The sequence below is a fragment of the Clostridium sp. Marseille-P2415 genome, from assembly GCF_900155545.1.
Taxonomy (GTDB): Bacteria; Bacillota; Clostridia; order Lachnospirales; family Lachnospiraceae; genus Lacrimispora.
In genome coordinates this window covers 921827-943740 of record NZ_LT732525.1, presented here as the reverse complement: position 1 = coordinate 943740, position 21914 = coordinate 921827, and the positions used below count along the sequence as shown (strand labels likewise).

16 protein-coding genes and 1 pseudogene are annotated in these 21914 nt (G+C 45.3%); 15 read left to right on the top strand and 2 right to left on the bottom strand.

Features of this window, described 5'->3' with window-relative positions:
* Window positions 1–415, bottom strand: a pseudogene (locus tag BQ9856_RS04495) (hypothetical protein); the annotation flags it as partial.
* 225 nt (window positions 416–640) lie between these two features.
* Between BQ9856_RS04495 and clpB the strand changes: the two are divergent.
* Complete coding sequence (gene clpB, locus BQ9856_RS04490; RefSeq protein ID WP_077609900.1) at window positions 641–3229, top strand: ATP-dependent chaperone ClpB; 2589 nt, start codon at window positions 641–643, stop codon at window positions 3227–3229.
* Between the two features lie 80 nt (window positions 3230–3309).
* On the opposite strand, the gene BQ9856_RS04485 is transcribed toward clpB, so the two are convergent.
* Complete coding sequence (locus BQ9856_RS04485; protein ID WP_077609899.1) at window positions 3310–4314, bottom strand: asparaginase; 1005 nt, start codon at window positions 4312–4314, stop codon at window positions 3310–3312.
* Window positions 4315–4444: 130 nt separating this feature from the next.
* On the opposite strand from BQ9856_RS04485, the gene BQ9856_RS04480 reads away from it, so the two are divergent.
* The 14 genes from BQ9856_RS04480 (at window position 4445) to BQ9856_RS04415 (ending at window position 21902) form a co-directional block, all read left to right on the top strand.
* Window positions 4445–4624, top strand: a complete 180-nt coding sequence (locus tag BQ9856_RS04480; protein ID WP_077609898.1) for a DUF4250 domain-containing protein — start codon at window positions 4445–4447, stop codon at window positions 4622–4624.
* 286 nt (window positions 4625–4910) lie between these two features.
* Window positions 4911–6422, top strand: coding sequence for a cardiolipin synthase (gene cls / locus BQ9856_RS04475; protein WP_077609897.1), 1512 nt, complete (start codon window positions 4911–4913; stop codon window positions 6420–6422).
* 51 nt (window positions 6423–6473) lie between these two features.
* A complete protein-coding gene (locus BQ9856_RS04470; RefSeq protein WP_442855472.1) occupies window positions 6474–6932 on the top strand; it encodes a putative ABC transporter permease in 459 nt (152 codons plus the stop codon).
* A gap of 54 nt (window positions 6933–6986) precedes the next feature.
* On the top strand, window positions 6987–7778 hold the full coding sequence (locus BQ9856_RS04465; RefSeq protein WP_077609895.1) for a lysophospholipid acyltransferase family protein: 792 nt from the start codon (window positions 6987–6989) through the stop codon (window positions 7776–7778).
* A 9-nt stretch (window positions 7779–7787) separates the two neighbouring features.
* Entirely contained in the window at window positions 7788–8924 is a 1137-nt protein-coding gene (pheA, locus tag BQ9856_RS04460) for a prephenate dehydratase (RefSeq protein WP_077609894.1), read from the top strand.
* A 138-nt stretch (window positions 8925–9062) separates the two neighbouring features.
* Window positions 9063–10352, top strand: coding sequence for an ATP-binding protein (locus tag BQ9856_RS04455; protein WP_077609893.1), 1290 nt, complete (start codon window positions 9063–9065; stop codon window positions 10350–10352).
* A gap of 185 nt (window positions 10353–10537) precedes the next feature.
* Window positions 10538–11710 (top strand): RNA-guided endonuclease InsQ/TnpB family protein, encoded by a 1173-nt coding sequence (locus BQ9856_RS04450; protein WP_077609892.1) that lies wholly within the window; start codon window positions 10538–10540, stop codon window positions 11708–11710.
* A 165-nt stretch (window positions 11711–11875) separates the two neighbouring features.
* Window positions 11876–13444 (top strand): Ppx/GppA phosphatase family protein, encoded by a 1569-nt coding sequence (locus BQ9856_RS04445; protein ID WP_077609891.1) that lies wholly within the window; start codon window positions 11876–11878, stop codon window positions 13442–13444.
* Window positions 13444–15585 (top strand): RNA degradosome polyphosphate kinase, encoded by a 2142-nt coding sequence (locus tag BQ9856_RS04440; protein ID WP_077609890.1) that lies wholly within the window; start codon window positions 13444–13446, stop codon window positions 15583–15585. The genes BQ9856_RS04445 and BQ9856_RS04440 overlap by 1 nt, the downstream gene beginning before the upstream one ends.
* A 130-nt stretch (window positions 15586–15715) precedes the next feature.
* A complete protein-coding gene (locus tag BQ9856_RS04435) occupies window positions 15716–16423 on the top strand; it encodes a response regulator transcription factor (RefSeq protein ID WP_077609889.1) in 708 nt (235 codons plus the stop codon).
* Window positions 16413–17549 carry a sensor histidine kinase gene (locus BQ9856_RS04430; RefSeq protein ID WP_077609888.1) on the top strand — a complete coding sequence of 379 codons (1137 nt, stop codon included), beginning with the start codon at window positions 16413–16415 and terminating at the stop codon, window positions 17547–17549. Before BQ9856_RS04435 ends, BQ9856_RS04430 begins: the two co-directional genes overlap by 11 nt.
* A 6-nt stretch (window positions 17550–17555) precedes the next feature.
* Window positions 17556–20048 carry a hypothetical protein gene (locus BQ9856_RS04425; protein WP_077609887.1) on the top strand — a complete coding sequence of 831 codons (2493 nt, stop codon included), beginning with the start codon at window positions 17556–17558 and terminating at the stop codon, window positions 20046–20048.
* A complete protein-coding gene (locus BQ9856_RS04420) occupies window positions 20045–21010 on the top strand; it encodes an ABC transporter ATP-binding protein (RefSeq protein WP_442855471.1) in 966 nt (321 codons plus the stop codon). The genes BQ9856_RS04425 and BQ9856_RS04420 overlap by 4 nt, the downstream gene beginning before the upstream one ends.
* Window positions 20988–21902 (top strand): ABC transporter permease, encoded by a 915-nt coding sequence (locus tag BQ9856_RS04415; RefSeq protein ID WP_077609886.1) that lies wholly within the window; start codon window positions 20988–20990, stop codon window positions 21900–21902. The genes BQ9856_RS04420 and BQ9856_RS04415 overlap by 23 nt, the downstream gene beginning before the upstream one ends.
* The last annotated feature ends 12 nt before the right edge of the window (window positions 21903–21914 follow it).

The following is a 21914-nucleotide window of genomic DNA, read 5'->3' as shown; positions in this document are numbered from 1 at the left end:
ATCTATGCCGGCCGTTTACAATGATTCCGTTCTGATTTGTATAAAACCAACCGCCATAAGAGGGATCGTTGATCCAGCCGGTTACCATGGAGCCTTCCTGCTTTCCTTTGCAGGGATTAAAATAATACCAGCGGTTGCTGAGAAAAAGCCAGCCGGCAGCCATATACCCATTATCCATAAAATAATAAGAATTGCCCTGATATTCCGCCCATTGCCCGGCAGGGGAGGTAGAATTCCATTGATTGAAGAACCGCCAGCCATTCTCGTCCTGCTGCCAGATGCCGGTTAAGTAGACAGACTCATCTTTTGTGTGGGCCAGGCTGGTGATGCTTCCGGTTCCTGCGGATTGAAACAGGAAAATGGCGGCAATTGCTGCGGCAGAGCGCGCCCGGATACAACGCGGAAAATTTATCATGAAAACGGCCACCTCCTGAAAGTAACGATTATAAAATATTTGTTTCGATTATACGTGATGCCGGAAGAAAAAACAATGTGTGAAAGAGAACTGTAAGATTTTCGTTTAAATTCCTTCTGATTTTGTATGAATTTAACTTGACACACGACTTTGTATTTGTTATATTACACATAGAACAAATGAAACAATGATCGTACATAGCAAAGAAAAAAGGAGGGTACTATCATGAACATTAATAAATTTACGCAAAAGTCTGTAGAAGCCGTCCAGAACTGCGAAAAGCTTGCATATGAATATGGGAATCAGCAGATTGAGCAGGAGCACATGCTTTACAGCCTTCTTACCATTGAAGACAGCCTGATTTTAAAGCTGATTACCAAGATGAATATACAAAAGGAGCAATTCTTCCATGAAACGGCCCGGTCCATAGAAAAACTGCCTAAGGTAAGCGGGGGACATCTTTACATCAGCAATGATTTAAATAAGGTTTTAATCAGTGCCGAGGATGAAGCGAAGGCTATGGGGGATGAATACGTTTCGGTAGAGCACCTGTTCCTGGCAATGTTAAAGCAGCCTTCAAAGCCGGTAAAAGAATTGTTCCGGACCTATGGAATAACCAAGGATAACTTTTTAAAGGCCCTTACAACAGTCAGAGGAAACCAGCGGGTAGTAAACGATAACCCGGAGGCTACCTATGATACGCTTGCCAAATACGGATATGATATGGTGGAACGGGCCAGGGATCAAAAGCTGGACCCTGTCATTGGCCGTGACAGTGAAATCCGGAATGTGATCCGGATTCTTTCCAGAAAGACGAAGAACAATCCTGTTTTGATCGGCGAGCCTGGAGTAGGAAAGACCGCAGTGGTAGAAGGTCTTGCCCAGCGTATTGTCAGGGGCGATGTTCCGGAGGGATTAAAAGACAAAAAGCTGTTTGCCCTTGATATGGGCGCATTGCTGGCAGGAGCCAAGTACCGGGGGGAATTTGAAGAACGCTTAAAAGCGGTACTTGATGAAGTGAAAAAAAGCGATGGGCAGATCATTCTGTTCATAGATGAGCTCCATACCATAGTAGGCGCCGGTAAGACAGAAGGTTCCATGGACGCGGGCAATATGTTAAAGCCCATGCTGGCCAGAGGCGAACTCCATTGCATCGGTGCAACGACTCTTGATGAATACCGCCAGTATATTGAAAAAGACCAGGCTCTGGAACGGCGTTTTCAGCCAGTCATGGTAGATGAACCGACGGTGGAGGATACCATTTCCATATTAAGAGGGCTGAAGGAGCGGTATGAGGTTTACCATGGCGTAAAGATAACAGACTCCGCGCTGGTTTCGGCAGCTGCCTTATCCGACCGCTATATCAGCGAACGTTTTCTTCCGGATAAGGCGATCGACCTGGTGGATGAGGCCTGCGCCATGATTAAGACAGAAATGGACTCCATGCCGGCAGAACTGGATGAGCTGTCCAGGCGTATTATGCAGATGGAAATCGAAGAGGCAGCACTGAAAAAGGAGACCGACCGGTTAAGCCAGGACCGTCTGGCAGAGCTTCAGAAAGAGCTGGCAGAACTCCATGATCAATTCGCTTCCCAGAAGGCCCAGTGGGAAAACGAAAAGGCTTCTGTGGACCGTTTGTCCTCCCTGCGGGAAGAAATTGAAAGCCTGAACCGGGAAATACAGGATGCACAGCAAAAGTATGATTTAAACCGTGCGGCAGAACTGCAATACGGCAAGCTTCCCCAGCTTCAGAAAGAACTGGCAGAAGAAGAGGAACGGGTAAAGAATCAGGATTTGAGTCTGGTTCATGAAAGCGTAACAGAGGACGAAATTGCCAGGATCGTATCCAAGTGGACGGGAATTCCGGTCACCAGGCTGACGGAAAGTGAAAGGAATAAGACACTTCATCTTGATAAAGAGCTTCATAAGAGGGTTATCGGACAGGAAGAGGCGGTTTTAAAGGTAACCGAGGCTATCATCCGTTCCAAGGCAGGAATCAAAGATCCCACAAAGCCCATTGGTTCCTTCCTGTTTTTAGGGCCTACCGGCGTAGGGAAAACGGAGCTTGCCAAGGCTCTTGCGGAAAGCCTGTTTGATGACGAGAATAACATTGTCCGGATTGATATGAGCGAATATATGGAAAAGCATTCCGTATCACGATTAATCGGAGCGCCGCCAGGATATGTCGGCTACGACGAGGGAGGGCAGCTGACTGAGGCAGTCCGCAGAAAACCATATTCCGTGGTATTGTTTGATGAAGTGGAAAAGGCGCATCCGGATGTGTTTAACGTACTGTTACAGGTCTTGGATGATGGACGGATCACAGATTCTACCGGAAAAACCGTGGATTTTAAGAACACGATCATCATTATGACCTCTAATATCGGCTCCCAGTATCTGCTGGCAGGCATTGATGAAGCCGGAGACATGAAAGAAGAAGCAGAAACAATGGCCATGAATGATTTAAGAGCCCACTTCCGTCCGGAATTCCTAAACCGGCTTGATGAAATTATTCTGTTTAAGCCGCTTAATAAAGGAAACATTGCCGGAATCATTGATCTGCTCATTGCGGATTTAAATAAACGGATGGCTGACCGGGAGTTAAGGATCGAACTGACCGGCCAGGCGAAAGACTTTGCGGTGGAGCAGGGATACGATCCTGTTTACGGTGCCCGTCCATTAAAACGTTACCTGCAAAAACATGTAGAAACTCTGGCAGCCAAGATCATTCTTGGCGATGAGGTCCGGGCCGGCAACACCATTGTGGTTGATGTATCAGAAGATGGGCAGCAGTTGATCGCGTATCTTGAATGAGAATGATGGTTATAAATCAATGAGGAGGAAAGAAATCTTTCCTCCTTTTATGCTGACGGATTCCGGTAATAAAAGGACCTTTATACCCGCCATAAAATATCCCTGTTGACCGTACGATAAAACAATTCCCGGATCTCTTTTCTGTCGTCTGTCTGCCCAAGGATCCACATCAGCTTTGTCACCGTGGCTTCCAGAGTCATGTCATAGGCTTCCAGAAGTCCAAATTCCTTTTTAATGGAATGTCCCACTTCATATACGGACATATTGCTGCCCTCATTGGTCACCTGGGTAGTCATGACCACGGTTTTTCCAAGGGAAATCCATTTTTCAATGGCCTTGTAAAAGTCCCCTGAGTCATAGGAAGGGAGACCGCCGACTCCGAAGGATTCGATAATCACTGCATCATAATGCTCTGCCATATAATCCAGAACATCAGCTCCCATGGAGGGGATCAATTTCATTAACGCAACGTGAGGGTTCATTTTGCGGAAGAAATTTACCTGCCCGGTGCATGAATCTTTGTCATCAAGGTAAAATATTACCTGTCCATCCTGGATCGTTGCGATATAGGGAAAATTGATGCTGGAAAAGGCGTTGTAACTTTTTGTACGTTCCTTTTTGCCGCGCGTGCCGGCAATGACCTTGCCGTCAAATACAATGTTAACGCCGTGGGCTCTGGCCTCACTTGCAAAACGCAGGCTGTCTGATAAGTTGGTGCGGGCATCGGTGTTCTCCATGTCAATGGGCCTTTGAGCCCCGGTAATGACAATGGGCTTTTCCGAGTCCTGAACCAGATAGGAAAGGGCAGCGGCTGTATAGGCCATGGTGTCCGTACCGTGGCAGATGACAAAGCCGTCATAGTCCCCGTAATGCTTTTCAATGGCCTCCGCTATGATCAGCCAATGCTTTGGCTGCATATTGGTACTGTCTATATTGAATATCTGCAGGCTGTCTGCCTGGCAGAATTTTACTGCATCCGGGACATAGGACAAGAGCTCATCCGAGGTGAGAAGAGGTTTTAATCCGCTGCCGCCCCGCTTGCATGCTATGGTGCCGCCTGTTCCGAGCATCAGTATTTTTTTCATACGATTTTACCTCCTGAAGGATTCTGAAACTGATTGTAGCATTTCTTCATTCATTCGTACAGGCCATTTCTTGAAAATAGTAGAAAACTATGATAAAATAATTCTGAGTTCAGAACAGGAGAATCAAGAAATGCCTAATATACCAAAAGATCCGGCAATGTTGTTAAGTTATATCAATACCCAGTTAAGAGATTATTATCCCTCTTTGGAAGAATGCTGCCATAGCCTTGGAATTCAGCCGGAGGATCTTACCCTTCCATTAGCTGCAATTGACTATCATTATGATAGAGAGAGAAATCAGTTTCTATAAAGCGGACATTAGATCATGAGTCCTGGGGGAGAAAAAGATTTTAAGAGGGTCGTCGCTGCAGCGGTGGCTCTTTTTTGGCATTAAGGATGAGAAATGAAGTAATACTATTTAACGTAGCAACCATAAAATATGGAGAATGAAAGAGCAATATATAGGTAAAATGCTTACTGAGTATGAAACATCATCTTTAAGCGAACGCAAAAATGGTGCCAAGCGTGCTGTTATGTGTAGAATAAGCGGGAAGAATGACCGGGAAAAATAACCGGTGAGACGGGAGGAATTTATCATGCAGACGATCTGGCTGCAGGCATTAGATGTATGGAACTGGTTAATGGATCATCTGATTTATATTAATCTGGTTCTTTCAATTATAATTGTATTTTTTCAGCGGCGTGATCCGAAAGCGGTCTGGACCTGGCTTTTAGCCCTGTATTTTATTCCGGTATTCGGGATCCTTTTTTATCTGCTTTTGGGGCAGGATATGCGTAAGGGCAAGATGTTCCGGGTCAAGGAAGTGGAAGACCGCATGCGTTATTCCGCAAAAAATCAGGAAGAGTTTTTAAAAAACAATGATATCAGCCTGGTTTCTTCCCTGTCCCGTGATTATGAGGATCTGGTCGTATATAATCTGGAAACATCGGGAGCTGTGCTGACTGTTAATAACAGCGTCGTGATTTTTACAGATGGAGAAGAAAAATTTAAAGATTTAAGAATGGAGCTTTCTAAGGCAACCCATTTCATTCATCTGCAATATTACATTATTAAGGACGATGAACTGTTTGATTCCATCATTCCGATCCTGATTGAACGGGCCAAGGCAGGAGTCGAGGTCCGGATCCTCTGCGATGGCATGGGAGGCCGTTTCATGCCGAAATCCAAATGGAACAGGCTTAAGGAAAGCGGTGTAAGAGTCGGTATCTTTTTTCCTCCCATACTGGGCAGGCTTCAGCTCCGCATGAATTACCGCAACCACAGGAAGATCGTGGTCATCGATAACCGGGTGGGTTATGTGGGAGGCTTTAATATTGGCCGGGAATATATTTCCAGGGATCCGAAATTCGGGTATTGGAGAGATACTCATTTGAAGCTTCAGGGAGGAGCCGTTTTAAGCCTTCAGATTCGTTTTGCCCTGGACTGGAATTATGCGGCGGGAGAAAATCTGTTCAAGAATATGAAATATTTTTGTGAGGATGAGGATGGAATGTGCCTGGAATCCTTTGGGTTGGTTGACATAAGTAAGGAAGAAAAACATCTGGGGATACAGATCATTGCAAGCGGCCCGGATGCAGGGAGCCGGCAGATCCGGGATAATTATATCCGCCTGTTTTCAAAAGCCCGGGATCACATTTACATTCAGACTCCGTATTTCGTTCCGGATGATGCGGTCCTGTCCACTCTGCAGGTAGCGGCCCGTTCCGGCGTGGATGTGAGACTCATGATTCCCTGCAAACCCGACCATCCCTTCGTTTACTGGGCCTCTTATTCCTATGTGGGGGACTTACTCTCTGCAGGGGCAAAATGCTATACCTATGAAAATGGATTTCTCCATTCCAAAGGAGTCATGACCGATGGGAAGGTCAGCTCCTACGGTACTGCCAATATGGATATTCGAAGCTTTGAACTGAATTTTGAGGTGAATGCGGTAATCTATGACGAAGAAACGACCGGAAGGCTGGAAGCGTTGTTCCTGGAAGATTTAAAGGTATGCAAGGAAATCACGCCGGAGCTGTATGAAGAGAGAAGCCTCCTGATCCGGATCAAGGAGCAGGGGAGCAGGCTGTTTTCTCCTCTTTTATAAATTCTTTGCAGCAAAACATAATATCTCCGTAACCGGCGCATAATGAAGGTTATGAAGACACTATCACAACACTTAAAACAACTGCCCCTTAATTTCTGTAAATGCGGGGTGACAGGCTGGTGCCTGGAGGTTATATTTACTTCCACAGAATCCATCTTACGCCATGATTGGCGGCTGATGGGGCAGACCTCCCTGTTAATGTTTCCCATCTATGGCTGCGGAGCTCTTTTAGGCCCGATCAGCAGCCTGATCGATCAATGGGTAAATCCGGGTTCCGGGCTGGCGGTAAGAAGGTCGGACCTGGCGATCCGCCATGGGTTTCTTTACATGGTCCTCATATTTGTGGCGGAATATTTTTACGGGTTACTTTTGCGGGGGCAGGGAGTGTGTCCATGGGATTATACCGGACACAGCACCAACATTGACGGTCTGATCCGTCTGGATTTCGCGCCGCTGTGGTTTGCCACAGGACTGTTGTTTGAACAAATTACAAAAAAGAAAGGCGGGTAGTATTGTAATTAAAGACTCCATTTTATATAATAGATGAAATGGAGGATTAGACCAATGATACGTTTTATTCTTGTAGCAGCAACAGTCATTATATTTTTGATTTTAAGCATACCGGTCATGCTGCTGGAATGGCTGATCGGCAGAAGGAACCGCCATTTGCGCGATGTGCAGAGCCTGGCGGTGATCCGGTGGATATTCCGGTTGATCCTACGGATCGCCGGCGTGAAGATCACGGTAAAGGGAAGGGAGCATGTCCCGGCAGACTGTGCTGTTCTGTATGTAGGAAATCACAGAAGTTATTTTGACATTCTTGCAGGCTATGTGACGGTTCCGGGCCTTATGGGATTTGTGGCGAAAAAAGAGATGGAGCAGCTGCCTCTGCTTTCCACCTGGATGAAATATGTAAATTGCCTGTTTCTTGACAGACAGAATTTAAAGGAAGGCTTAAAGACAATTCTGGCAGGTATTGATCAGGTTAAACGGGGCGTTTCCGTCTGGATTTTTCCGGAAGGAACCCGGAATAAACAGGAAAATCCCATGGACCTTCTTCCATTTAAGGAAGGAAGTTTAAAAATTGCAGAAAAAAGCGGCTGCCCGGTGATCCCGGTGGCCATTACAGGGACTGCGGAAGTTTTTGAACAGCATTTTCCATTTATCCGGCCATCCCATGTAACCATTGAATTTGGCAAGCCCTTTATACCCAAAGAACTGGAACCGGAACTTAAGAAATTTCCGGGTGCCTATGCAGAAAAACAGATAAAGGCCATGCTGGAGGCAGAACTGATGACACAGGGAAAGCTTACGGATAAGAACCACGATTTACAGACAGATAAGGCAAAGGAATGATGGGAACCTATGAAGACATTAGATTTGCAGGAGATCAGAAAACAGCTTGACAGGATTGACAGAGAGATTGTATCTTTATTTGAAGAGCGGATGAAGCTGAGCGGCGATGTAGCGGAATTTAAGATCGGGACAGGTAAGCCGGTTTATGACAGGGAAAGAGAGCAGCAGAAGATAGAAGCCGTGACAGGTATGGTGGAAGACAAGTTCCAGAAACAGGCGGTTTGGGAGCTGTTTACCCAGATGATGACCATAAGCCGCCATTTTCAGTATAAGCTTATGGCAGAACACGGATTTACGGCTGAACACGGTTTTCGTCCGGTAAAAAGCCTTCCCGTTTCCCGGGTACGGGTGGTGTACCAGGGAGTGGAGGGAGCTTACAGCCACGGTGCGGCGCTCCAGTATTTTGGAACGGATGCAGATGTGTATCATGTTCCATCCTGGGAGGATGCAATGAAAGAGGTGGAGGAAGGAAAAGCGGACTATGCCGTGCTTCCGATTGAGAACTCATCGGCAGGAGCGGTCATGGATAATTATGATCTGCTCATAAAATACCATAATTATATTGCAGCCGAGACATTCCTTACCGTAAACCACGCACTGCTGGGGCTTCCGGAGGCGGAAACGAAAGATATCCGGACTGTATTTTCCCATCCCCAGGCACTTATGCAGTGTTCCGAGTATTTAAATGACAACAGGCAGTGGAAACAGATCAGCGTGGAGAACACAGCGGTAGCTGCCAAGAAGGTTATTGAAGACCGGGATCCATCCCAGGCGGCCGTAGCCAGTGAGATCGCAGGGAAGATTTACGGACTGAAAGTCTTAAAACCATGTATCAACCATAATAAGAATAATACGACCCGGTTCATGATCCTGTCAAAGGAGCCGGTATACCGGGAAGATGCGGGAAAAATAAGCATAAGCTTTGAGCTGCCTCATAAGAGCGGTTCTCTTTATAATATGTTGAGCAATTTTATCTATAACGGGGTCAATATGATGATGATTGAATCAAGACCCATTCCGGGAAAAAACTGGGAGTACCGGTTTTTCGTAGATATTGAGGGAAATCTAAGCGATGCGCCGATTCAGAATGCCTTAAAAGGGATATCCGAAGAGGGAAGCAATATGAGAATTTTAGGAAATTATTGAGTGTTTTTCCGGGTTCGGCCTGATCTTCAGGTCGAACCTGAATTTTACGCGGGCAACGAGTAAACGAACATGTTTGCAGTTCCCAACCGAGGAAGGCACGCTAAGCGTGTTTCTTCCGGTTTACACAAGGAGGAATTTATGAAATCACAGGAATTAATTCTATACCGCAATTTGAATTACCGTGAACTTTTTGACCGGATCGCAGGGCTTTTGAGTATGAAACCAGATGAGAGTACAGAGACAATGCCGGATTCCCATGCCTGTGCCGGTCAGCTGGTCGAGCTGGCAGCTTCTTATGGCTTTGAGGGAAATCTCTGGCATTGTTTTTTAGCATTCTGCCTGTCAAATAATGAAAATGCCTACAGCACCTCCTGTGAGATCGTAGGTCCCATTGAAGGAACTTTAAATGAATTGGCAGCCCATGATTTCCGGGTGATGAAGGAATTGTTTGATTGTGACATCCGGGTGCTGGACAATTCGGATCATTTAGAAGGAAAGGGTATATGGTCTGCTCTGTCCGATTATCAGGCAGCAGACAGCGGCAGCAAGGTCTACAATAAACGAATCAGGGATCAGATCGTGGCTCTGGCTGTTGCTCTGGAACAAGCGGAAGATGTAAAGACTTTTGCATGGGAAGTAACGGAGTTCTACCGCAGGTTCGGAGTAGGAAAATTCGGCTTAAACAAAGCATTCCGGATCGAAGAGGCCGGCAATGAGCCTCAGATCATTCCAATTACCAATATAGAACCCATTCATTTGGACGATATCATAGGATACCAGCTTCAAAAACAGAAGCTGATTGAAAATACAGAGGCCTTCTTAAGCGGGCGTGCAGCCAACAACGTCCTTTTATTTGGCGACAGCGGAACCGGAAAGTCTTCCAGCATCAAGGCCATACTCAATGAATATTATGACCGGGGGCTTCGGATCATCGAGGTCTATAAGCATCAGTTTAAGGCTCTTTCGAAGCTCCAGGAGCTGATAAAGGACCGGAATTACAAATTTATAATTTATATGGATGATCTGTCTTTTGAAGATTCGGAATTAGAATATAAATATTTAAAGGCGATCATCGAAGGCGGCCTGGGTAAGAAGCCGGGCAATGTACTCATCTATGCAACCTCCAACCGCCGCCATCTCATACGGGAGAAATTCAGTGACAAGCGAGAACTGGATGATGATTTACATAATAATGATACCGTCCAGGAAAAGCTTTCCCTGGTAGCCCGTTTTGGCGTGACCATCTATTATGGATCACCGGATAGAAAGGAGTTCCAGGATATCGTAAAGGAGCTTGCAGTCCGTTATGAGGTTAACATGCCGCTGGAGGAACTGTATGCCAGGGCAAATGTGTGGGAATTAAACCACGGCGGTTTATCAGGCAGAACGGCCAGCCAGTTTATCACCCACCTTCTGGGGAAAGAGTAAGAATAAAGAAAATTGCCCGGTAGCGGGTACTAAGGATAGATTGATAGATTATTAAAAACATTGAAAAATACAAATAAATGTGGCAAAGTATACTTATAATAAATAAAAGGAATCTTATTATGTTTTTTCCTGTAGGATCCATGGATTGAGAAAGTATAAATAGAAAATTGAGGAGGATTCTGATATTGCTAAAGAGTTACAGGACAGAAATAAAACCAACGCAGCGACAGATTACCAAGATTAATCAATCTATTGGAACATGCAGATTTTTATACAATTCATATATAGCTAAAAACAAAGAACTGTATGAACTATATAAAGAAGGAAAATCAGATAAAGCATTTATGTCAGCCAATGATTTTGATAAGTATATGAATCATGAAGTTAAAACACAAGATGAATGGAAGTGGATCGGTAATTGTGGAGCAAAGGCAAGAAAAAAATCAATATGTAACGCCGAAGCTGCATTTAAAAGATTCTTTCATGGGAAGTCTGGTTTTCCAAAATTTAAAAAGAAAAATAAACAAAAAGTTAAATTGTATTTTCCTAAAAATAATAAGACAGATTGGAAAATTGAAAGACATAGAATCAATATTCCAACTTTTAAATGGGTAAAACTTAAAGAATTTGGTTACATACCGGGTAATTCTAAAGTTATATGTGGATATGTATCAAAACAGGCTGACAAATACTATGTTTCAATTACGTTAGAAGTTAAAGACGCAAAATGTATAAAAGAAAAATCAGAACCAATCGGAATTGATTTGGGACTGAAAAATTTTGCTGTATGCAGTAATGGATTAACTAAGAAAAATATCAATAAAACATGTAAAGTTAAAAAATTAGAAAAGAAACAAAAAAGAGAGCAAAGAAAACTTTCGAGGAAATACGAGAGTTTAAAGAAGAACAAAAATAAGAAAGGAGAAGCTACCAGACAAAATATATCAAAGCAAGTCGTTAAAGTACAAAGACTTCATCAGAGACTTAATAATATAAGAACTGATTATTTAAATAAAGCAATATCTGAAATAATTGAACAAAATCCAAGTTCAATAACTATTGAAGATTTAAATGTAAAAGGTATGATGAAGAATAAGCACCTTTCAAAAGCTGTAGCACAACAAAAGTTCTATGAATTCAGAGTGAAGCTTGAAAATAAGTGTAAACAGAATAATATTGAATTAAGAATTGTAGACAGATGGTATCCATCAAGTAAACGATGTCATGGATGTGGTTGTATCAAGAAAGACTTAAAACTATCTGACAGAGAATATATTTGTGAATGTGGGTATCATGCTGATAGAGATTATAATGCAAGTCTTAATTTGAGAGATGCGTTAACTTACGAAACCGCATAAATAAGCGGTTGTAAGTATGTACGGCTGGCTAGGTCGGAATTTAAGCTTGTGGACTATCACATCAAATGTTGTCAGTGCGATTATATCAAACGAGGACAGATAGGATGAAACAAGAAAAATCTCGATATGGATATATTTGTCCGTATTTTGAGTAGCAGGACAAGTATGGCAATTAAATTATTTGCTGCCATCGATGTGGGATCGTTCGAGCTGGAACTTGGCATCTATGAGATTTCCGCCAAAACCGGAATCCGAAGGGTCGACCACGTACGCCATGTCATCGCCCTTGGAAGGGATACCTATAAAAACGGAAAAATCAGCTACGGGCTGGTGGATGAAATGTGCTGCGTTATCAAACAATTCGTTGATATGATGCAGACTTATAAGGTGGCCGGTTACCGGGCTTATGCCACCAGCGCCATAAGAGAAGCAAAGAATAACCAGATTGTACTGGACCAGATCCGGGTGAGGACCGGAATTGAAGTCCAGATCATCAGCAATTCCGAACAGCGTTTTATCAGTTACAAAGCCATTGCCTCAAAGGATGCGGAATTTAATAAGATCATACAAAAAGGAACCGCCATTGTGGATGTCGGCTTTGGGAGCATGCAGGTGTCTCTGTTTGATAAGGATGCCCTGATTTCCACCCAGAATCTGATGCTTGGCGTCTTAAGGATCCGGGAAATGCTGGGATATGTCCAGGTCAACGCTGGGATGCAGAATGCTCTGATTGAAGAGATGGTCGACAATGAATTGGACACATTCCGGAAGCTGTATTTAAAGGACAGGGAAGTAAAGAATCTGATCGGGATCGGGGAGAGCATCCTCTATCTTTCCCGTTTAACCCATGGGGAAAGACCTGTGGAGAAGATCACCGCAGAGGAATTCATAGACTATTATGAAAAAATAGGGGAGATGTCGCTGGATCAGATTGAGGACCGGTTTGGGGTCAATGCCGAATATGCCGCCCTTCTGATCCCGGCCGTCATCATCTTTAAACGGGTCCTGGAACTGACGGGTGCAGAGATGTTCTGGATTCCCGGAATCCGTCTTTGCGACAGCATAGCTGCCGAATATGCCGAAGAGACAAAGGCTGTAAAATTTAATCATGATTTCTCCGAGGACATTCTGGCGGCTTCCAGGAACATGGCAAAGCGCTACAAATGCCATGGGCCCCATACGGTTAATATGGAAAAATATGTGCTTGCTGTCTTTGACAGTATGAAGAAATACCATGGCATGGGAAAACGGGAACGCCTGCTCCTGCAGATCGCCGCGATCCTTCATGCCTGCGGTAAATTTATCAGCATGAGAAAACCCAGTGAATCGGCCTACAACATTATTATGTCAACGGAAATCATCGGCTTATCCCATATGGAGCGGGAGATCATTGCCAATGTTGTCCGGTATAATGGCGTGGAATTTGATTATAACCGGATACACTTGAATGAAGACCTGTTCCGCAATACAAAGGGGGAGATATCCCATGAGGATATTACCATTTTAATGGCAAAGCTGACCGCCATATTAAGGCTGGCCAATTCCATGGACCGGAGCCACAGGCAGAAGCTGTCTGACAGCCGCATGAGCGTGAAAGAAGGGCAGCTTGTGGTAACCACCTCCTACGAAGGAGATATTACACTGGAGGCTGTGGCATTTGAACAAAAGGCAGATTTTTTTGAAGAAATATTCGGAATCAGGCCGGTATTAAAGCAGAAGAGGAGGTTGTCCTGATGGCAGGTACCGATGAAAAATTTTACAATCCTGAAAATTATGTTAACCGGGAATTGAGCTGGATCGAATTCGATTACCGGGTGCTCAGTGAGGCGAGGGATAAGAGCCTTCCTCTTTTTGAACGGCTGAAATTTTTAAGCATCACCGCTTCCAACTTAGATGAATTCTATATGGTCCGCGTGGCTTCCTTAAAGGATATGGTCCATGCAAAATATACAAAGCCCGATATTGCAGGCATGAAGCCGTCGGAGCAGCTTGAGAAGATCAGTGAGCGGACCCATGGGCTGGTAGCGCTGCAGTACTCCACCTATAACCGTTCCATTCTCCCCGCATTAAAACTAAATGGCCTCCGGGTGATTTCGGTCCATGAAGACTTAACGGAGGAAGAGGGAAATTATGCAGACCGGTATTTTGAACAGAATGTATATCCGGTTCTGACTCCCATGGCTGTGGATTCTTCCCGGCCGTTTCCGCTCATCCGCAACAAATCCTTAAACATTGCGGCACTGCTTCGGAAAAAGAGCGGGGAAGAGGATCTGGAATTTGCCATGGTGCAGGTTCCAAGTGTTCTGCCGAGAATTGTGGAGCTTCCTGTAAAAAAGGAAGGAGAGCGCGCGGTCATTTTGCTGGAGCAGATCATAGAGCGGAATATGGAAAGCCTGTTTTTAAACTACAATGTCATAACCGCTCATCCGTTCCGCATCATGAGAAATGCGGATCTGACCATTGACGAAGAGGAAGCGGTAGACTTACTGGAAGAAATCCAGAAGCAGCTGAAAAAGCGCCAATGGGGCGAGGTCATTCGCCTGGAAGCGGAAGAGAAGATGGATAAACGCCTGTTAAAGATCCTGAAACGGGAACTGAGCATCAGCTCCGGTGATATTTTTGAAATCGCAGGGCCCCTGGATCTGACTTTTCTGATGAAGATGTACGGAATAAAAGGGTTTGATCATCTAAAAGCGGTTCCGTATATTCCGCAGCAGGTTCCCGAGCTCATGAACGAAGATGATATCTTTTCCAATATCCGGGAAGGCGACATCCTGCTTCACCACCCCTATGAGACCTTTGATCCTGTGGTGAATTTTGTGAAAGCAGCGGCAAAGGATCCGGAGGTACTGGCGATCAAGCAGACCCTTTACCGGGTCAGCGGCAATTCCCCCATCATTGCTGCTCTGGCAGAGGCCGCTGACAACCGGAAGCAGGTGTCGGTCCTGGTGGAATTAAAGGCCCGTTTCGACGAGGAAAACAACATTAACTGGGCGAAAAAACTTGAAAAAGCCGGCTGCCATGTCATCTACGGCCTGGTAGGCTTAAAGACCCACAGCAAGATTACCCTGGTCGTGCGCAGGGAAGAAGACGGGATCCGCCGATATGTCCATCTTGGGACCGGAAATTACAACGATTCTACTGCAAAGCTCTACACGGATTTTGGACTCATGACCTGCAATCCCCGGATTGGAGAAGACGCTACCGCTGTATTTAACATGCTGTCCGGTTATTCCGAGCCCCTTCACTGGAATAAGCTGGTGATGGCGCCGATCTGGCTGAGGGCCAGATTCTTAAAGATGATCCGCAGGGAGACAAAAAATGCTCTTGCAGGCAAAAACGCCCATATCATGGCAAAGATGAATTCCCTCTGCGATAAAGAGGTGATAGCCGCTCTCTACGAAGCCTCTTTTGCAGGAGTACGGATAGAATTGATCGTCCGGGGAATCTGCTGTTTAAAACCGGGGGTGCCGGGGCTGAGTGAAAACATTACGGTGCATTCCATAATTGGAAATTTCCTGGAGCACGCACGTATTTTTTATTTTGAAAATGACGGGAGTCCGGAGCTTTATCTGGGAAGTGCGGACTGGATGCCAAGGAATCTGGATAAACGGGTGGAGATTATGTTCCCGGTGGAGGATAATAGGTTAAAGGAGCAGATCCTTCATGTTATGAAGGTCCAGCTGGAGGATAATGTGAAGGCTCACATCTTACAATCGGACGGAACCTACGAAAAACCGGATAAAAGGGGCAAAGTCCTGGTCAACAGCCAGGAGTACTTCTGTGAAGAGGCCGTTTTAAACGTAAAGACCGAACTTGGCCGGCTTGATCCTTTGGGGAAACGGTTATTTCACCCCATAGAAAGTCAGGGGTAAAATTACCGTTTTATAGCTTTTTTGTAAGAAAATAGTAAGGCAAAGATACCTTTCTTGTGGTAAAATGGATGCAGGTTTTCTCAAAAAATGAGAAAAGCCGCTTACATAACGACAAGGGAGGTATTTTTTCATGTCCGAAACAATAAGCATTTTGGTTGTGGATGATGAGAAAGAGATTGCAGATCTGGTGGAAATCTATCTGGTCAGTGACGGATATAAAGTATACAAGGCAAATAATGCGGAAGAGGGTCTGGAAATACTGGAAAATAACCAGATCCACCTGGTTCTTTTAGACATTATGATGCCTGGAATGGACGGACTGCAGATGTGCAAGAAGATACGGGAGACGAACAACATTCCTATCATTATGCTGAGTGCCAAGTCTACGGATCTGGATAAAATCCTGGGACTTGGAACCGGGGCGGATGATTATGTGACAAAGCCCTTTAATCCATTGGAACTGACTGCGCGGGTGAAATCCCAGCTTCGCCGTTACACTCAGTTAAATCCCAACAGTGCAGTGAATGAAGCTGCTAAGAATGAAATTGCGATACGCGGACTGACCGTAAACAAGGATAACCATAAGGTGACTGTTTATGGGGAAGAGATCAAGCTGACCCCCATCGAGTTTGATATTCTTTATCTTCTGGCCTCCAATCCGGGAAGAGTTTTCAGCACAGATGAGATATTTGAAAAAGTTTGGAATGAAAAAGTATATGAGGCGAATAACACAGTAATGGTACATATCAGGCGTCTTCGCGGCAAGATGAAGGAAGACACCAGACAGAATAAGATCATCACCACCGTTTGGGGGGTAGGATACAAAATTGAAAAATGATATCAATCGCCGTTTCCACACCCGCGTCATTGCCAATATTTTTTACAGTGCAGTGGTCACGGTTTTAATCGAAATATTCCTGGTGACCAATGTATCCCTGGTGGCCTCCTATATGAGAAATACTCAGAAGGACAACGCATTTGTGGAGATGCTGACAACCTTCGATGTGGTAGTGATCCTGATTTATGTCGTTTTTGGAATCGGCATATTCACGGTTACCTTTCTCCTCCTTCAGGAAAAGTCCATGCGTTACATCGGCAGAATTTCCGATGCCATGCTGAGCATTTCCGAAGGAGATTTAAATGTTACGGTTGACATTGAAGGAGACGATGAGTTCTCCGTCATGGCTGCCAGCTTAAATAAGATGGCAGGTGATCTAAAGGAACTGATGGATAAGGAACGGGAGGCGGAACGCACCAAGAATGAGCTGATCACCAATATTGCTCATGACTTGAGGACACCCCTTACTTCCATCATTGGTTATCTGGAACTTTTGTCCGGGGATACGTATCTTGACCCGGAGGTCCGGAAAAAGTACATAGGTATTGCATACGTGAAGACAAAGCGGCTGGAAAAGCTGATAGAGGACTTATTCGGATTTACAAAGCTGAACTACGGAAGGATTTCCATGCATGTATCCCGGGTGGATGTGGTGAAGCTTTTAAGTCAGCTTCTGGAAGAATTTTATCCCAGTTTTGTGGATAAGAATCTCTCTTATGAACTTCAAAGCAATGTCCCCGCCCAGACGATCTCGGCGGATGGCAACCTTTTAGCACGTCTGTTTGACAATCTGATTAACAATGCCATCAAGTATGGAGCCGATGGGAAGCGCATCCTGGTAAAGGTTCATGGAGGCGAAGAGCTGGTTACCATTCAGGTGATTAATTACGGTTATGTGATTCCGGCGGAAGAGCTGCCTCTTATCTTCAATAAGTTTTACCGTGTGGAGCAGTCCCGTTCCACCAATACGGGGGGAACCGGGCTGGGGCTTGCCATTGCGAAGAACATCGTGGATATGCATGGCGGCACCATTGATGTGACCAGCGATTTATCCGGTACGGTTTTTACGGTAAAGCTGCAGGTTGATTTTGATATCAATAAAGAGAACTTTGGAAAGATAGGGTGACAGAGGATGAAATTCAGACAGATATTCCTGGTCTGTGCCATGGCGGTGACCATAGCAGGCAGCTTCCGGCTGCCTGCTTTCGGCATGACAGATCATGGCGGGGCTTATGGAACAGAGGCAGGAAATTCTTTTTCAGACGAATATTATGCGGTTACCGGCTCCGCAGTTTCCATGGATGTTTCCTACGGTTATGAGGGAAATGCGAAAAGCGGACGTTACGTGCCTGTAAACTTTACATTAAACAGCCAGTCCGATTCTTCCTTTGAGGGAACGGTGCGGGTTGAGGCCATGGAATCCGATTATGACATTTACGAATATGACTATCCGGTTTCTTTAGAGGCATACGCTTCGGCAGAGGAATCCCTGGATATTCCCGTAGGAAGGGCGGATATTCTCTATGTGAAGCTTTTGGATGCCCAGGGAAAAGAACTGATCCGCAAACGCTTAAAGATGAATGTCACAGCAGATATCGCGGAGATGTTTGTGGGGATCCTTTCGGATGAGCCGGATAAGCTTACCTATATGGACGGAGTTGGAGTGAATTACAGCTCTGTCAGGATCAAAACCTTTGAGATGGACACAGAGAAGATGCCGGATAATGTCATCGGGCTGGATCTTCTCGATGTGCTGGTCATTACGGATTATGATACGAAAAAGCTGTCCTCCGATCAGGTATCCGCTATCTGGGAATGGGTAAAAGGAGGAGGGACCCTTCTTCTTGGCACCGGTGCCCGGGCGGATGATACCCTTTATGCGTTCCGGTCCGATATCCTGGAGGAAGACTATGCTGCCCCGGTGGAAAAGCCCGTGGATATGGGCGTGGAGTACGCCACCAACGGCCCCGGAGATTCCTTTATGAATCTGGTGTGCGCCGATGTTTCCTTAAAAGGGGGAACTGGAGTGCTGTCCAATGATGAATTTCCGGTCCTTACCTCTGTGTCAAAGGGAAAAGGAAGCGTGGGCGTAGCTGCCTATGATTTTGTGGATATTGCATCCTTCTGCCAGGTACAGCGTTCCTATGTGGATAAGCTTTTTACCGCACTTTTAGGGGAAGCCAAGTTAAATAACTTATCTTCCTACCTTTACAGCGGCAATTCCGGTCAGTACTGGTCGGTACAGAATATGCTCAACACCGGGAACGTAGATAAACTGCCGAATCTGGTTCTTTATATCGTTGTGATTCTGGGATACATTCTGTTAGTAGGACCGGGTCTCTACCTGTTCTTAAAAAAACAGGAACGGAGGAGGTTTTACCGGACCGCAGTGGTGACGGTTTCCATTCTTTTTACCACAGTGGTGTATTTAATGGGGATCGGTACCAGGTTTAAGGATACCTTTTTTACCTATGCCACCATTATGGATACCACGGAAAAATCTGTGGATGAATATACCTATATCAATATGAGGACACCATACAATAAGGCTTATACCATTTCCCTGGACCCTTCCTATGACCTTCTTCCCATAACCAGAAGCAATTCCTACGAGATGGCTCCGGTTCCGAAATTTACGGGGAATGAAGATTACAAGGTAAGGATCTCTTATGATGAAAATGAGACAAAGGTTTCCGTTCAGAACGTGGCAGCCTTTACTCCCAAATACTATTCCTTAAGGAAAAAGACCCCCAATACGGACCACAAGGGCCTGATCGGGGACATTACCCTGTTTGAAGGAAACGTATATGGTACCGTGACCAACGAATATCCTTTCCCGGTAGAAAAGGTGGGGATTCTGATGTATGGGAAAATGGTGGTCATCGAGGAATTGAAGCCCGGGGAGACCATGGAGCTCAATGGGCTTCCTGTCATTAATTACCCCATTAATAATTCCTTTCTGGTGTCCGCCCGCGTGACGGGAAGCTACCGGTATCCCAAAGCGGATATTGAGGATCCCGCATATATGCTGGCCCTTTCCAGAACCAATATTTTAAGCTTTTACTTAGATAAGTTTTCCTCGTTCTACAATCCGGAAGCCAGGATCGTGGCTTTCAGCGAAGATCAGACGGACAGCCAGTTTCTTGCCAGAGGCAATTACGAAACCTACGGCATGTCCATGTTTACCTCTACCATTGATGTAAAAACGAAGAAGGCTGGAAAGACTTCCCGCTCGGCTCTCATGAAAACGCCTACGGTGGTAAACGGACAGTATTATGCGGATTCAAATGCCATTTACGGCGTAGATCCGGTAGCTTTGGAGTATTCTCTTGGAAATGATCTGGAGGTGGAAAAGCTGACCTTTGAGGACCCTTCTGAGGAGTTCTTAAACAGCGAGGGCCTATACTACACCACCATTTTTAAGGGAAATATCTATTTCTACAATCACGATACCGGAAACTACGATGCCATGGATCCGGACAAAAGGGTTTATAAGGCCCGGGAGCTTTCCTCTTATCTGTCGCCGGGAAATACGCTGACCGTGAAATATGTTTGTGACAGCTCGGCCGATAATAACTGGTATGTGACGCTGCCCATGTTAACGGTCGTGGGAAAGGATAAATGATGTTAGAGATTAAGGATTTAAGGAAAAGCTTTGGAAAATTCCATGCCTTAAACGGCCTGGATCTTCATATCCCCAAAGGGGCCCTCTATGGTTTCGTAGGGCCCAACGGGGCTGGAAAGACCACAACCATTAAGATCATGACAGGGCTGCTTTATGCGGATAGCGGCCAGGTGATCATTGATGGAGTGGACGTGTCGGGAGGCTTAAATGAATTAAAGCTTAAGATCGGCTATGTACCGGATTTTTTCGGCGTATATGACAATTTAAAAGTCAATGAATATCTGGAATTTTTTGCCTCCTGCTACGGAACATGCGGACTCAAGGCCAGGACCCGGTATATGACGCTTCTGGAGCAGGTCGGGTTAGAGGATAAGGTGAATTTTTATGTGGACAGTTTATCAAGAGGTATGAAACAGCGTCTCTGCCTGGCAAGAGCCCTGATCCACGATCCCCTTCTTCTGGTCCTTGATGAGCCGGCCTCCGGTTTGGACCCAAGAACCCGGTTTGAGTTCAAGGAAATTTTAAAAGAACTCCGGGAACAGGGGAAAACGATTTTCATAAGCTCCCATGTTCTGTCGGAATTGTCGGAGCTGTGTACGGACATTGGAGTCATTGATCAGGGAAAAATGATTCTCAGCGGAAGCATGGATGACATCCTGCGGCGGATCAATGCCTCAAATCCTTTGATCATTTCCATACTTGGAAACAAGGAAAAAGCGCTGACCATCTTAAAGAGCCAGCCCTGTGTCCAGACGATTGCAGTGAAGGAAGAGGACATCCGTGTAAATTTTATTGGAGATGAACAGGATGAAGCCCTTCTCTTACAGCAGCTGGTGGATGCAGAAGTGATGGTACACGGGTTCTATCGGGAACAGGGAAGCTTAGAGTCCCTGTTCATGCAGATTACGGATCATGATAAAGAAAAGGCGGTGCTTGTACATGAAATTGAATCCGGTCTATAAACGGGAGACAACGGTCAGCGCCAGAAGCTTCCGTCTGGCTTTGATTCTGGTACTTTTTAATGCAATTCTGGCTCTGGTGGCTCTGCTCAACATGTACTCGGTCCTGGAGCGGGTAAAGCTGACAGCTGAGATTCAGTATTCTTCGTTTACCAATTTATACACATTTGTGGCGGTTGTGGAATTTGTCATGCTTATGTTCATCATGCCGGCTTTAACAGCAGCGAGCATCAGCGGAGAGCGGGAACGTCAGACTCTTGATCTTCTCCTTACCACAACCATGAAGCCCTCGGAAATCGTCTGGGGAAAGCTGACTTCATCCTTTGCCACCATGTTTCTCATGATCATGTCCAGCTTTCCTCTTCTGACCGTATCCTTTGTATACGGCGGAGTGATGCTTTATGATGTGTTCCTTTTGCTTTTATGTTATCTGGCCGTGGCACTCTTATGCGGAAGCATGGGGATCTGTTTTTCTTCCGTATTCAAGCGTTCTACCATTGCGACGGTTGTGAGCTATGCCGTACTGGTCCTGATAGCTGCAGGCACTTATGCAGTCAATGTCTTTGCATTGTCCATTGCCCGGCTGAACATGAACAGCACCTATGCCTTATCTGCCAGCGGAATGGCGGATCAGGCGAATTCCGGTGATTTTTTGTATCTGCTTCTTTTAAACCCGGTGGCGACTTTTTATGTAATGATAAATGACCAGGCTGGGGATAATCAGGTGATGAAGAGTTTAAACAGCTGGTTCGGTCCTCATCCGGAAAGCTTTATCATGGAAAACTGGGTGGTTTTAAGCATCTTTATCCAGCTTGTGCTGGCCGCCGTATTCCTTTTTATTGCCATAAAGGCCATTAGTCCGGCAAAAGGGAAAAAGAAAAGAAAAATAAAATAACAGGAGGCTTTT

Bases quoted from the DNA above. Each gene is read 5' to 3' on its own strand.
- clpB (WP_077609900.1), top strand. From the start codon at position 641: ATGAACATTAATAAATTTACGCAAAAGTCTGTAGAAGCCGTCCAGAAC.
- BQ9856_RS04485 (WP_077609899.1), bottom strand. From the start codon at position 4,314: ATGAAAAAAATACTGATGCTCGGAACAGGCGGCACCATAGCATGCAAG.
- BQ9856_RS04480 (WP_077609898.1), top strand. From the start codon at position 4,445: ATGCCTAATATACCAAAAGATCCGGCAATGTTGTTAAGTTATATCAAT.
- cls (WP_077609897.1), top strand. From the start codon at position 4,911: ATGCAGACGATCTGGCTGCAGGCATTAGATGTATGGAACTGGTTAATG.
- BQ9856_RS04470 (WP_442855472.1), top strand. From the start codon at position 6,474: ATGAAGACACTATCACAACACTTAAAACAACTGCCCCTTAATTTCTGT.
- BQ9856_RS04465 (WP_077609895.1), top strand. From the start codon at position 6,987: ATGATACGTTTTATTCTTGTAGCAGCAACAGTCATTATATTTTTGATT.
- pheA (WP_077609894.1), top strand. From the start codon at position 7,788: ATGAAGACATTAGATTTGCAGGAGATCAGAAAACAGCTTGACAGGATT.
- BQ9856_RS04455 (WP_077609893.1), top strand. From the start codon at position 9,063: ATGAAATCACAGGAATTAATTCTATACCGCAATTTGAATTACCGTGAA.
- BQ9856_RS04445 (WP_077609891.1), top strand. From the start codon at position 11,876: ATGGCAATTAAATTATTTGCTGCCATCGATGTGGGATCGTTCGAGCTG.
- BQ9856_RS04440 (WP_077609890.1), top strand. From the start codon at position 13,444: ATGGCAGGTACCGATGAAAAATTTTACAATCCTGAAAATTATGTTAAC.
- BQ9856_RS04435 (WP_077609889.1), top strand. From the start codon at position 15,716: ATGTCCGAAACAATAAGCATTTTGGTTGTGGATGATGAGAAAGAGATT.
- BQ9856_RS04425 (WP_077609887.1), top strand. From the start codon at position 17,556: ATGAAATTCAGACAGATATTCCTGGTCTGTGCCATGGCGGTGACCATA.
- BQ9856_RS04420 (WP_442855471.1), top strand. From the start codon at position 20,045: ATGATGTTAGAGATTAAGGATTTAAGGAAAAGCTTTGGAAAATTCCAT.
- BQ9856_RS04415 (WP_077609886.1), top strand. From the start codon at position 20,988: ATGAAATTGAATCCGGTCTATAAACGGGAGACAACGGTCAGCGCCAGA.